Source organism: Streptomyces sp. NPDC002671 (assembly GCF_053592475.1).
This window is the reverse complement of record NZ_JBSFVU010000023.1, coordinates 37,500-50,529: the sequence shown is the minus strand read 5'-3', so window position 1 is coordinate 50,529 and position 13,030 is coordinate 37,500. Positions and strand designations below refer to the sequence as shown.

At 72.4% G+C, this 13,030-nt stretch carries 9 protein-coding genes; 3 read left to right on the top strand and 6 right to left on the bottom strand.

The window, feature by feature from the left end:
- Positions 1-9: 9 nt before the first annotated feature.
- Positions 10-1,824: an FUSC family protein gene (locus tag ACWD35_RS30735; protein WP_451354597.1), complete on the bottom strand. Its 1,815-nt coding sequence runs from the start codon at positions 1,822-1,824 to the stop codon at positions 10-12.
- A gap of 115 nt (positions 1,825-1,939) precedes the next feature.
- On the opposite strand from ACWD35_RS30735, the gene ACWD35_RS30730 reads away from it, so the two are divergent.
- Together ACWD35_RS30730 and ACWD35_RS30725 are read left to right on the top strand one after the other, a co-directional pair.
- A complete protein-coding gene (locus ACWD35_RS30730) occupies positions 1,940-2,572 on the top strand; it encodes a DUF1345 domain-containing protein (RefSeq protein ID WP_451354596.1) in 633 nt (210 codons plus the stop codon).
- An 81-nt stretch (positions 2,573-2,653) separates the two neighbouring features.
- Entirely contained in the window at positions 2,654-5,146 is a 2,493-nt protein-coding gene (locus ACWD35_RS30725) for an ATP-dependent Clp protease ATP-binding subunit (protein WP_451354595.1), read from the top strand.
- Between the two features lie 13 nt (positions 5,147-5,159).
- Here the strand turns inward: ACWD35_RS30725 and ACWD35_RS30720 are convergent, their stop codons facing one another.
- Complete coding sequence (locus ACWD35_RS30720) at positions 5,160-5,630, bottom strand: GreA/GreB family elongation factor (RefSeq protein WP_451354594.1); 471 nt, start codon at positions 5,628-5,630, stop codon at positions 5,160-5,162.
- A gap of 89 nt (positions 5,631-5,719) precedes the next feature.
- On the opposite strand from ACWD35_RS30720, the gene ACWD35_RS30715 reads away from it, so the two are divergent.
- Positions 5,720-8,032 carry an FdhF/YdeP family oxidoreductase gene (locus ACWD35_RS30715; protein ID WP_451354593.1) on the top strand — a complete coding sequence of 771 codons (2,313 nt, stop codon included), beginning with the start codon at positions 5,720-5,722 and terminating at the stop codon, positions 8,030-8,032.
- A 10-nt stretch (positions 8,033-8,042) separates the two neighbouring features.
- Here ACWD35_RS30715 and ACWD35_RS30710 read toward each other — a convergent pair whose 3' ends face one another.
- From ACWD35_RS30710 to ACWD35_RS30695, 4 genes are all read right to left on the bottom strand, one after another.
- Positions 8,043-8,555: an O-acetyl-ADP-ribose deacetylase gene (locus tag ACWD35_RS30710; protein WP_451354592.1), complete on the bottom strand. Its 513-nt coding sequence runs from the start codon at positions 8,553-8,555 to the stop codon at positions 8,043-8,045.
- Positions 8,552-9,961 (bottom strand): phytoene desaturase family protein, encoded by a 1,410-nt coding sequence (locus ACWD35_RS30705; protein WP_451354591.1) that lies wholly within the window; start codon positions 9,959-9,961, stop codon positions 8,552-8,554. The genes ACWD35_RS30710 and ACWD35_RS30705 overlap by 4 nt, the downstream gene beginning before the upstream one ends.
- 163 nt (positions 9,962-10,124) lie before the next feature.
- Positions 10,125-10,973: an inositol monophosphatase family protein gene (locus ACWD35_RS30700; protein ID WP_451354590.1), complete on the bottom strand. Its 849-nt coding sequence runs from the start codon at positions 10,971-10,973 to the stop codon at positions 10,125-10,127.
- A gap of 107 nt (positions 10,974-11,080) precedes the next feature.
- Complete coding sequence (locus ACWD35_RS30695) at positions 11,081-12,898, bottom strand: gamma-glutamyltransferase family protein (RefSeq protein WP_451354589.1); 1,818 nt, start codon at positions 12,896-12,898, stop codon at positions 11,081-11,083.
- Positions 12,899-13,030 lie beyond the last annotated feature (132 nt).

Here is a 13,030-nt window from a genome sequence, read left to right as displayed (position 1 = left end):
CGGCCCGCGTCATCCGCCGTGGTGCAGGCGGTCCAGCAGGGCGTAGGCGCGCCGTTCGGCGGCGGCGAGTTCGGCGGGGTCGATGCCGGCCGGCCACAGCTCACCGGCCGCCGCGTCGTCGGCGTCGCGCAGTTCCACCACCGCCAGCGCCAGCCGCACCTGGACGCGGGCGGGCGGCGGCCCGGCGGCGGGGTCCAGCGCGCGTTCGGCCCGGTCGGCGGCGGCCACGCAGGCGGCGAGGGCGCGGTCGACCCGTACGGCGGCCCGGTCGTGGACGACGAGCAGCGCGCACAGCAGGCCCGTGACGATGCCGACGACGCTGCCCAGCACCCGGTCGAGGACCAGTTCGCCGACGGGTGCGGGCGTCGCCAGGTCGCTCAGCAGCAACGCCAGCGGGGTCAGGAAGACGACGCCGAGGCCGTAGTTGCGGGCCACCACGTATTCCAGCAGGAACTCCAGGGCCACGATCACCAGCGCGAGCGTCATGGGAGGCGGCTGCGCGGCCAGCACACCGAACGCGATGAGCAGCCCGAGGACCGTACCGAGCGTGCGCTGCACGGCCCGCTGGGCAGTGGTGCGCACGTTGACCGAGTGCAGCACGGCGGCGGCCGAGATCGCCGCCCAGTACCCGTGCTCCAGATGCAGCAGGAGGGCCAGCCCGCCCGCCACCCCCGTACCCAGGGTCATCCGCAGCGCGGGGACAGCCACGACGGCACGATGATGGGGCCCGCCCGGCCGCCCGACGAGCAACTCCGTGGCCCGCAGCGCGACGAGGTCACCCCTGACCCCACCCGAACCCTCCGGCCATCCGGTCCCGCCCGCACTCCCCGCCTCTCCCTCCGTCCCGCCGTCCGGTGTCCCCCGCAGCGGCGCCGCCGGGATGAACGGCAGCTCGCGGAGCACCGCGGGAGTTCGGCGGCGGCGTTCGGTGAGGAGGGTGGCCTGGCGGCGGAGGTGTGCGGCCGTCGTGGCCCGTTCGTCCGGGGGTCGTCGCGCGGAGCCGACCAGGAGGGTCCAGGACAGGTCGGTCAGGCGCAGGAAGACGGTGTCACGGTCGGACGCGGCCCGCCTGCCCTGGGCCGGTGGCGGATAGCCGAGGCACTGGTACGCGTGCAGGACGGCGACGGTCGCCCCGTGCCGGGTCCGGTGCGGGGCGGCTCCCGCCGCCGACACCTCCAGCAGGTCGGCGAGTCGGCGCAGGGCCGTGGCCACCGCCAGGCGCTGCGGCCGGTCGGGGTGGACGAAGCGGCCCAGGATCCCGAGCAGCCAGGCGCAGCCGGCGCCCGCCGCCGCAAGCGCCATGCCGGGGAGCACGTCGGCCCAGGTGGACGGCTCGTTGGCCGCCACCGCGAACGAGGACAGCAGCAGGACGACGCCGAGCCCGCCGAGCCGCGCGGTGTCGCAGACGTACTTCGCCGTGCCCGCGACCAGGGCCGTCGCCACGACCACCACGGCGGCGCCGGCCGTGCTCTCCCCCGGCCGGGCCGCCACCGCGAGCGCCGCGCCACCGCCCACGCACGCGGTCATGGCCAAGCCCGCCGCCGCGAGGACGCGGGCGCGGCGGGCGTAGGGCAGATTGCGGCCGAAGGTGGTGGTGAGGGATCCGAGCATGGCGTAGACCGCGAGGCCCGGCTGTCCGGCCGCCACCAGCGGTACGGCGACCAGCCCCATGGCCAGGGCCGCCCGCAGGGCGAACAGGACCGCTCCGTCCACGTCGTGCAGAGTCAGCGCGCCGCGCGGGGAGAGCGCGCGCCCCGCCCCGGCGACCGGATTCCGCCGCCCGTGCCGGGGCACGGAAGGGAAGGGTCGGCGCGGGTTCGGCATGTCTGGTGTATACCTCGCCCCTCTCCCGGACGCGCGGCGACGCGGGGCCCCCGGCCGCCCCGGAGGGCGTACTACGACGGGCCGGCCGGCGCCGGCGGCAATACCGTGGTGGCGCATGAGCACCTGGTCGCTGCTGGAGGCGACGCCCCGCCTGGTGGGTTCGATGGTTCTCGGCGCGGCGGTCGGCGCGGCCGTCGGCCTGACGAGCCAGGCCCCGCTGGGAGTGCTGGCCGGGATCGCGGCGACGGAGCTGGCCTTCGTCGTGTCGGGCTGGGTGGTGCTGTGGCCCATGGATGCGAAGGCCACTCAGGACAACGCCGGCCGGGAGGACTTCCGGCCCGGCGCCGAGGAACTCGCGGTCGTGAGCGCCGCCCTGTGCGGGCTGGTGACCATCGTGGTGCTGCTTCTGCTCGGCCGCTCCCGCACCGGCAACGCCGGCGCCGCGACCGCGCTGCTCGGGGTGTTCGCGGCCTGGGCGGCCGTCCACCTGGTCTACGCAGCCCGCTACGCCTACGTGTACTACACCGACGGCGACGGGATCGACTTCAACTCCCAGGAGCCGCCCACGTACCGGGACTTCCTCTACTTCAGCTACAACCTCGGCATGACGTACCAGGTGTCCGACACCGACGTGTCGAGTACGACGATCCGCGCGATCGTGCTGCGGCACACCCTGCTGTCGTACGTCTTCGGGACCAGCATTCTCGCCACCGCCATCAACCTCGTCGTGAACCTCGTCAGCCGCTGACCCCGGTCTTTGCTCCGCTTGCGGAGCCGTCGGCATCGCGCTTGGGTTGAGGGGGGCTCGTCACCGCACCAGGAGCGCACCATGTCGATGTCGTCGTTCGGTTTTGGCCCGTCGGATCCCTTCAGTGAACTGCTGAATCGATTCTTCGGCATGTCGCCCGCGTCCTCGCCGCCGGCGGTGCAGCGGGTGCCGATCGGACGGCTGCTCACCGAGTCCTCGCAGGAGCTGCTCAACCTGGCGGCCAGACGGGCGGTGGAGGACGGAACGTCCGATCTCGACACCGAGCACCTGCTGTGGGCGGCGACGAAGGTGGACCCCGCGCGTGCGCTCCTCGCCCAGGCGGGCGTCGACCCCGACACGCTCGCGGCCGAGATCGCCAAGATCCTTCCCCACGAGTCCGGCGAGCCGTCCGCGGAACCGGGGCTCACCCCGGCGGCCAAGCGCACCCTCGCCACGGCGTACGCCCATTCGCAGGCGACGGGGACGTCGTACATCGGCCCCGAACACATCCTCGGCGCCCTGCTGGACGACCCCGACTCCGGAGCCACCCGGTTCCTGCGCGCCGAGGGCGAGGACGTGCGGAAGCTGGCGGGGCTGACCGAGCAGGCGGCCCGCGCGGAGGGGCAGCCGGCCAAGGAGAAGAAGCCCGCGACGACCCTGGACGAGTACGGCCGCGACCTCACCGACGAGGCCAGGGCCGGCAGGCTCGACCCGGTGGTGGGGCGGTCCGAGGAGATCGAGCAGACCGTCGAGATCCTCTCGCGGCGCTCCAAGAACAACCCGGTGCTCATCGGCGAGCCGGGGGTCGGCAAGACCGCGATCGTGGAGGGGCTGGCGCAGCGCATCGTTGCCGACGAGGTCCCCGAGTCCCTGAAGGGCAAGCGGGTGGTCGCCCTCGACATGTCCGGGCTGGTGGCGGGGGCGCAGTACCGAGGGCAGTTCGAGGAACGGCTGAAGAAGGTCATCGAGGACGTGCAGGCCGCGGGCGGCGACATCATCCTGTTCATCGACGAAGTGCACACGGTCGTCGGCGCCGGCGCCACCGGCGAGGGCTCGATGGACGCGGGCAACATCCTCAAACCCGCCCTGGCCCGCGGCGAGTTGCACGTGGTGGGCGCGACGACCATCGACGAGTACCGCAAGTACGTCGAGAAGGACGCCGCGCTCGAGCGGCGCTTCCAGCCGGTGATGGTTCCCGAGCCGACGGTCGAGGAGACGGTGCAGATCCTGGAGGGGCTGCGCGACGCGTACGAGGCACACCACCAGATCCGTTACACGGACGAGGCGTTGGCCGCCGCGGCGGAGCTGTCCGACCGCTACATCACCGACCGGTTCCTGCCCGACAAGGCGATCGACGTGATGGACCAGGCCGGCGCCCGGGTGCGGCTGCGCACCGCCGGCCGGTCCACCGAGGTGGTCAGCCGCGAGGACCGTATCGCCAAGCTGCGGCGGGAACAGGACCAGGCCGTCGCCGCCGAGGACTTCGAGAAGGCCGCGCAGCTCAAGCCGCAGATCGCCGAGGTGGAGGGCGAACTCGCGGGCATCGAGGAGCGGCGCGCGGGGGTCGTGTCCGTCACCGCCCACGACATCGCCGACGTCGTCTCGCGGCGCACGGGGATCCCGGTCTCCCAGCTCACCGCCAGCGAGAAGGAGAAGCTGCTGAAGCTGGAGGAGCAGATGCACGCCCGGATCGTCGGCCAGGAGGAGGCGGTCACCGCCGTCTCGCAGGCCGTGCGGCGGAACCGGGCGGGCATGGGCGACCCGAACCGCCCCGTGGGCTCCTTCCTCTTCCTCGGTCCCACCGGCGTCGGCAAGACCGAACTCGCCAAGACACTCGCCGAGTTGCTGTTCGGCGAAGAGGACCGCATGATCCGCTTCGACATGAGCGAGTTCCAGGAGAAGCACACGGTCGCCCGGCTCGTCGGTGCCCCTCCCGGATACGTCGGCTACGAGGAGGCGGGCCAGCTCACCGAGAAGGTCCGCCGGCAGCCGTACAGCGTGGTCCTGTTCGACGAGGTGGAGAAGGCGCACCCCGACGTCTTCAACACGCTGCTCCAGATCCTGGACGACGGCCGCCTCACGGACGCCCAGGGCCGCACCGTCGACTTCCGGCACTGCGTCATCATCATGACGTCCAACATCGGCGCCCATCGCATCCTCGACCACAAGGGCGATGTGTCCGAGCTCAAGGACGAGTTGATGGGCGACCTGCGCACGCTGTTCCGGCCGGAGTTCCTCAACCGCATCGACGACATCATCATCTTCCACGGCCTCACCGAGTCCGACCTGGCGGAGATCGTGGACCATCTGCTGGACCGGAGCAAGCGCCGGGTGCACGCTCAGGGCATGCGGCTGGAGGTCACGGAGGCCGCCAAGAAGCTGCTCATCGCCCACGGCCACCAGCCGGAGTTCGGCGCCCGCCCGCTGCGCCGCACGATCCAGGCCGAACTCGACAACCGCATCGCCTCGTTGCTGCTCAGCGGTGAGGCGGAGCCCGGGGACACGATCGTCGCCGACATCGTGAAGGACTCGCTGCACTGCACGGTCCGCAAGCCGGACGCCGACGAGGGCTGAACGGGCCAAAGGCTCAGGGCGTACCGCCGAGGGACACCACCACCGCGGTCGCCGGTCCGTGGGGCGCGACGTACCGCACCGAGTCGCCGGCCCGGCGGCCGAGGAGGGCGCGCCCGAGCGGGCTGTCGGCGGTGACGAGGGTCTGGTCCAGTACGGCGGCCGTCCCGCCGATCTGGACGGTGTCCTCGGTGCCGTCCGCGAAGCGCAGGGTGACCGTGGTGCCGACCCCGACCACGTCGGTGGAGGGCGGGCCCGCGTCGGCCGCCTGCCGCAGCCGGGTGCGGATCTCCTCGATACGGTCGTCGAGGCGGTTCAGCTCGGCGGCGCGCTGCAGTTCGTCGGCGCTGTCGGCGAGCGTGCCGACGGTGTCGTCGCTGTCCCGCAGGGTCGTCGCGACCGTGTCGCGTTCGGTGTGCAGGTCGGCCAGTTCCTTTTCGAGTGCCTGACGAGCGGCCTCGCTGATCGGCTCGGGTTGGCTGGTCATGCGTACTCCTGAAATGATTGCAGAACTACCATCATAGGAATTGTCGTATATAACTGGTTTTGGGCATATTGGACGAAGGGGTGAGTGCCGTGAGCGCCTCCGGTGACGAGCAGGAACACCTTGAGCCCCGGGTGGGGCCCGCCCCCAGGGGAGAGCCGGAGTTCCACCCGTACCATCACCCCGCAGCGGGCTGGGGCGCCGCGAAGAGCGTGAGCCAGGTGCTGGTGCGCGAGCGGGCCTTCGTGGACGGGCCGCGGGCCATCATGCGGATGAACCACGAGAACGACGGCTTCGACTGCCCCGGGTGCGCCTGGCCGGACGACACCAAGGGCCTGCACCTGGACATCTGCGAGAACGGCATCAAACACGTCACCTGGGAGATGACCCCCAAGCGGGTCGGCCGCGAGTTCTTCGCCGCCCACTCGGTCACGGAGCTCTTCGGCTGGAGCGACTTCGACCTGGAGGACCAGGGCCGGCTGACCGAGCCGATGGTCTACGACCCCGGCTCGGACCACTACGTCCCGGTCAGCTGGCACGACGCCTTCGAGCTGGTCGGCCGCACCCTGCGCGAACTCGACGACCCGAACCAGGCGTCGTTCTACACCTCCGGGCGGCTGGGCAACGAGGCCACGTTCCTGTACCAGCTGATGGCCCGTGAGCTGGGCACGAACAACCTGCCCGACTGCTCCAACATGTGCCACGAGGCCAGCGGGCGCGCCCTGGAGGCGTCCCTGGGCACCGGCAAGGGCACCGTCGACCTCAAGGACTGGGAGACCGCCGACGCCCTGTTCATCATGGGCGTCAACGCGGCGTCCAACGCGCCGCGGATGCTCACCGCCCTCGCCGAGGCCTACCACCGCGGCGCACAGATCGTGCACGTCAACCCGCTGGTCGAGGCGGCTGCCACGCGCACCATCGTGCCGCACGACTTCACCGACATGGCTCTGTTCAAGACGACCCGGACCAGCACCCTGAACCTCCAGCCCCGGGTCGGCGGCGACATGGCGCTCGTGCGCGGCATGGCCAAGGCGGTCCTGGAGCAGGCGAAGACCGATCCCAAGGCCCTGGACCAGGAGTTCATCGACCGTCACACGGCCTACTTCGACGAGTACCGGGAGCTGTGCGAGGCGACGTCCTGGGAGGAGCTCGAGCGCCAGTCCGGCCTGGACCGGGCCGCCATCCTCAAGGCGGCGCGCGTGTACCGCGACGCCGACCGCAGCATCTTCAGCTGGTGCCTGGGAGTCAGCCAGCACGAGCACGGCGTCGACACGGTCCGGGAGATCGTCAACCTTCTTCTGCTGCGCGGCAATCTGGGCCGGGAGGGCGCGGGGCCGTCACCGGTGCGCGGGCACAGCAACGTCCAGGGCAACCGGACGTGCGGCATCGACCACCGGACCGCCGAGGAGTTCCTGGACCGGCTCGCCGAGGTCTGCAAGATCGACCCGCCGCGCAAGCACGGCCTGGACACCGTCGGCACCATCCAGGCGATGCAGCGCGGCGAGATCAAGGTGTTCGTCGGCATGGGCGGCAACTTCGCGCTCGCCGCGCCGGACACGCCGAGGACGTACGAGGCGCTGCGCTCCTGCGAGCTGACGGTCCAGGTGAGCACGAAGCTGAACCGCAGTCACCTCGTGCACGGCCGCCGGGCGCTCATCCTGCCGTGCCTCGGCCGGACCGAGAAGGACGAGCAGCGGGGCGGCCTGCAGGCCACGTCGGTCGAGGACTCGATGAGCATGGTCCACCTCTCGCTCGGCATGAAGCGGCCCGCCTCGAAGCACCTGCTGTCCGAGCCCGCGATCATCGCCGGCATGGCCCGCGCCGCGCTCCCGGACAGCGACACGCCCTGGGAGTGGTACATCGAGGACTACGACCGTATCCGCGACACCATGGCTCAGGTGCTCGACGGGTTCGAGGACTGCAACCGCCGCGTGCGGCTGCCACTGGGCTTCCGCATCAAGCAGCCCGCCCGCGAACTGGTCTTCCTGACCCCGTCGGGGCAGGCCGAGTTCTCCGTGGCCCCGCTGCCCGACGTCGTCCCGGCCCCGGGCACCCTGGCCCTGGGCACCATGCGCTCCCACGACCAGTGGAACACCACCATCTACTCGGACAACGACCGCTACCGGGGCGTGAAGAACCTGCGCACGCTCGTCTTCATGAACCGGGACGACATGCGCGAGCGCGGGATCTCCGAGTTCGACCCGGTCGACATCACCAGCACGGCGCGGGACGGCAGCAAACGTCATCTGAACGGCTTCCTGGCCATCCCCTACGACATCCCGCGCGGCTGCGCGGCCGGTTACATGCCGGAGATGAACGTGCTGTGCGCGCTGTGCGACTACAGCACCCAGAGCGACCAGCCGCTGATGAAGCACGTCAAGGTGACGATCACCGCGGCCACTTGACGACAGGCTCTCAGCCGGCCTGCCGGGCGAAGGTCTCGTAGGCGGCGCTGTCGAAGAGGACGAAGCGCACCTCTTCGACCGCCGTCGGCGTGTTCCGTACCGTCTCCAGCGCGATCCGGGCCGCGTCCTCCATCGGCCACCGGTAGACGCCGGTGGAGATCGCCGGGAACGCGACCGTACGGGCGCCCAGTTCGTCGGCGACGCGCAGGGATTCGCGGTAGCAGGAGGCGAGCAGGCCGGAGCGGTCCTCGGAGGCGGAGTAGACCGGGCCCACCGTATGGATCACCCAGCGGGCGTCCAGTTCGCCGGCCGTGGTGGCGACCGCCTGGCCGGTGGGCAGGCCCTTGCCGTACTGCGAGGCGCGCAGCCGCCGGCAGTCCTCCAGGATCGCGGGGCCGCCGCGCCGGTGGATGGCGCCGTCCACGCCGCCGCCGCCCAGCAGCGAGGAGTTGGCCGCGTTGACGATCGCGTCGGCGCTCTCCTGGGTGATGTCGCCCTGGACGAGCGTGATGGTGGTGCTCATGCCTGTCTCAGTCTCCTCCAGACCGCCTTGGCCGCGTTGTGCCCCGACATGCCGTGCACGCCGGGTCCCGGCGGGGTGGCCGAGGAGCAGATGAAGACGGCGGGGTGCGGGGTGTTGTAGGGGAACAGGGACAGTCTGGGGCGCAGCAGGAGCTGGAGTCCGGACGCCGCGCCGCAGGCGATGTCGCCGCCCACGTAGTTGGCGTTGCGGGCGGCCATCTCCGGTGGTCCGGCGACGGCGCGGGCCAGGACGCGGTCGCGGAAGCCGGGCGCGAAGCGCTCCAGCTGGCGCTCCATCGCGTCCGTGAGGTCGCCCTGCCAGCCGCCCGGCACATGGCCGTACGCCCAGAAGACGTGCTTGCCCTCGGGGGCGCGGGTGGGGTCGGCAACGCTGGGCTGCACGGTGATCAGGAACGGCCGGTCGGGGGCGCGGCCCTCGCGGGAGGCGGCGCGCAGGGCGGCGTCGATCTCGGCCCGGCCGGCACCGATGTGCACGGTGCCGGCGACCCGGGCCTCGGGGGCGGTCCAGGGAACCGGCCCGTCCAGCGCGTAGTCGATCTTGAAGACGCTGGGGCCGTAGCGGTAGTTCGCGTAGTGACTGCCGAAGCCCGCGATGCGGGCGAGCGCGGTGGGTGAGGTGTCGAAGACGTACGCCCGCGCGGGCGGCAGGTCGTCGAGCCGCTTGATCTCGTAGTCGGTGTGCACGGCGCCGCCGAGGTCCTTGAGGTAGGCGGCGAGGGCGTCGGAGATCGACTGGGAACCGCCGCGGGCCACGGGCCAGCCGCGGGCGTGCGCGGCCAGGGCGAAGACCAGCCCGACCGCGCCGGTGGCGAGGCCGTCCAGCGGGGCGATCACATGGGCGACGAGGCCGGCGAAGAGAGTCTTGAAGCGCTCGTCGCGGAAGCGGCGCATCAGCCAGCTGGACGGCGGCAGTCCGGCCAGGCCGAAGCGGGCCAGGGTGACCGGGTCACGCGGCAGCGCGGTGAGCGGCAGGGACATGAAGTCCCGGGCGAGGGTGTCCCACTTGAGGAGGAAGGGCTCGACCAGCCTGCGGTACGTGCCCGCGTCCCGCGGGCCGAAGGAGGCGGCCGTCTCGGCGACCGACCGGGCCAGCACGGCCGCGGTTCCGTCGAGGAAGGGGTGCGCCATCGGCAGCTCGGCGTGCAGCCATTCCAGGCCGTAGCGTTCCAGGGGCAGCGCGCGGAACGCGGGTGAGTTGATGCCGAGGGGGTGGGCGGCCGAGCACGGGTCGTGCCGGAAGCCGGGGAGGGTCAACTCCTCGGTGCGGGCGCCGCCGCCGACCGTGGACTGCGCCTCGAACAGGGCGACGGAGTAGCCACGGCGGGCCAGCTCCACGGCAGCGGTCAGTCCGTTCGGTCCCGCACCCACCACAACCGCATCGAGCATCGACGGCACCTTCGGACCCCCTCGTCAGCCGATGGCCACTCGGGTTCAGGATATGCGGGGGCACTGACAATCCCCGGGACCGGGGGCCGACCGGGGGCGGGCGAGCGTGCGAACCCCTGGCGCACCGGGAGCCGACCGGGGTGCGCCGGGTGCGGGCCGGGGCTCAGGCCCCGGTGCGCAGCAGCTCGGCCACCCGGCGGGCAGTGGCGGCGTCGCGGGCGGCGGTGAACGGCAGTGCGTTGCCGCCCGTCACCCGGAACGGCTCACCCGTGCCGGTGAGGTGGACGCCGCCCGCCTCCTCGACGAGCAGCAGCCCGGCCGCGTGGTCCCAGGCGGCCTCCCAGGAGAACGCCACGGCGTCCAACTCGCCCCGGGCGATGGCGAGATACTCCAGGCCCGCCGAGCCGCACGGACGCGGGGCGATCCCGTCGGTCCACAGGGCCTGCAGCGCGTGCTTCTGCTCGGCGGTGGTGAAGTCCGGGTGCGAGGTGGCTATGACGAGGTCCTTGCCGGGCGCGGGCGGCCCGGCGAACAGCCGCTCGCCGTCGAGGAAGGCGCCCTGGCCGCGCACGGCCGTGGCGAGCTGGTCACGCGCCGGGGCGTAGGTCCAGGAAGCGAGCACGACACCCCGCTGGGCCAGCGCGACGAGGGTGCAGAAACCCTCCTCGCCGTGCACGAACTGCCGGGTGCCGTCGACCGGGTCGATGATCCACACCGGGGCGTCGCCCTGGAGCGCGTCGTACGTCTGCGGGTTCGCGTGCACGGCCTCCTCGCCGACCACCACCGAGCCGGGCAGCAGGGTGCCGAGGACCTCGGTGAGCCGCCGCTCGGCGAGGCGGTCGGCGTCCGTCACCAGGTCGTGCGGTCCGCTCTTCTGGTCGACCTCGTGCGCGGCCAGGCGGCGGAAGCGGGGCAGGATCTCGGCCGCGGCGGCCTCGCGGACCGCCTCCTCCACGTCGGCCGAGTGACGTGCGAGAAACTCGTCGATGGTTTCCGTCATTGCTTCGATCATGCCCCCAATAAGACCACGCGCCTCTGACAATCCCCGCCTGTGGGGTGTACACCGGATGGAATCGGGATGAAGAACGGGAGCCGGGCGCGGCCGTAGGGGATACGAGGTCAGCGGCCCACCGCGTATCCCTGCATCCCGCGCGGGTTCGCCGCGGCCGACAGCACGCCCGTCTCCGGATCCCGGGCCACCGCGCACAGGCGCCCCTCCGACCAGGCCGGACCGACGGTGACGTCATGGCCGCGCCGCCGCAGCTCCTCGACCACCGCCGCCGGCATCCGGGACTCCACGGTCACGCTGCCGGGGCGGTGGCCGCGCGGATGGAAGGAGCTGGGAAAGGCGTCGTTGTGCCAGTTCGGGGCGTCGATGGCGCCCTGGAGGTCGAGGCCGCCGCGGACGGGGGCGCGCAGCGCGGCGGCGAGGAAGAAGTGCAGCTGCCACTGGTCCTGCTGGTCGCCGCCGGGCGTACCGAAGGCCATGACCGGTACGCCGTCGCGCACCGCGAGGGACGGGGTGAGGGTGGTGCGGGGGCGGCGGCCGGGCGTGAGGGAGTTCGGCAGGCCCTCCTCCAGCCAGGCCATCTGCAGCCGGGTGCCGAGCGGGAAGCCCAGTTCGGGCACGACCGGGTTGGACTGGAGCCAGCCGCCGCTGGGCGTGGCGGCGATCATGTTGCCCCAGCGGTCGGCCACGTCGAGGTGGCAGGTGTCGCCGCGGGTGCTGCCGTCGGCGGCCACATACGCCTCGTCGGACGCCCCCATGACGGTGGGTTCCCCCACCCCCATGGAGTTGAGGCCGGGCTCATACGGCATGCCCGCGCGCGCGTGGGCCTGCGCGGGCAGCCGTGGGGCGCGTCCGCCGGGGCTGCCGGGGCGCAGTCCGTAGGAGGCTCTGGCGCCGACGAGCGCCCGCCGCCCGGCGTTGTAGCCGTCCGACAGCAGCTCGGCCAGGGGCACCTCGGCGGCGTCGCCGTACCAGGCCTCGCGGTCCGCCATGGCGAGCTTGCAGCCCTCGATCAGCAGGTGGACGTAGTCGGCGGAGCCGTATGCGGGCAGCTCGGGCGGGAGCAGGGCGAGCTGCTGGAGGAAGGCGGGGCCCTGGCTCCAGGGGCCGGCCTTGCACACGGTCCAGCCGTTCCAGTCGTACGTCAGCGGTGTCTCGTAGGCCGCCGACCAGCCCGCGAGGTCGGCCTCGGTGAGCGTGCCGGTGTGCCGTTCGCCGCTGGTGTCCAGGGTGGGCCGCCCGGACTGCCGGACCAGGGCCTCGGCGATGAACCCGGAGCGCCACACCGCACGCGCGGCGTCGATCCGGGCCTCGCGGCCGCCCGCACGGGCGGTCTCGGCGAGCAGCCGCTTCCAGGTGGCGGCGAGAGCGGGGTTGCGCAGCAGCACACCGGGCCGGGGCGCCTTCCCGCCGGGCAGGTACACGTCGGCGGACGAGGTCCACTCGGTCTCGAACAGCCCGCGCACGCTCTCCACGGCCGCCCCGACGTTCTCCACGGGCGCGTGTCCGTGTTCGGCGTATCCCATGGCGTACTTGAGGACGTCGTCCAGGGGCTTCGTCCCGTGGTCGCGCAGGAGCAGCAGCCAGGCGTCGAAGGCACCGGGCACGGCGGCGGCGAGGGTTCCCGTACCGGGTACGAGATCCAGACCGAGTCCCCTGTAGTGCGCGATCGTGGCGCCCGCCGGGGCCACGCCCTGTCCGCACAGCACGCGCACCTCGCCGCCCGCCGGGGCGAGCAGGATCGGGACCTCGCCGGCCGGGCCGTTGAGGTGCGGCTCCACCACGTGCAGCACGAACGCGCCGGCCACGGCGGCGTCGAAGGCGTTGCCGCCGTCCTCCAGGACGGCCATCGCCGACTGGGAGGCCAGCCAGTGCGTGGAGGAGACCATGCCGAAAGTGCCCTGAAGCGTGGGCCGGGTGGTGAACAAGGTGCGCTCCTTTGCTCGACGGCCTCTCGACGGCCTGATCGGTCACGGGCGTTGATCGGTCGCGGGCGCGCCTGATCAGCTGCGGCACTTTGCGATCGTACGGACACGGCCCGCGCCCGGGAACACCGCGCG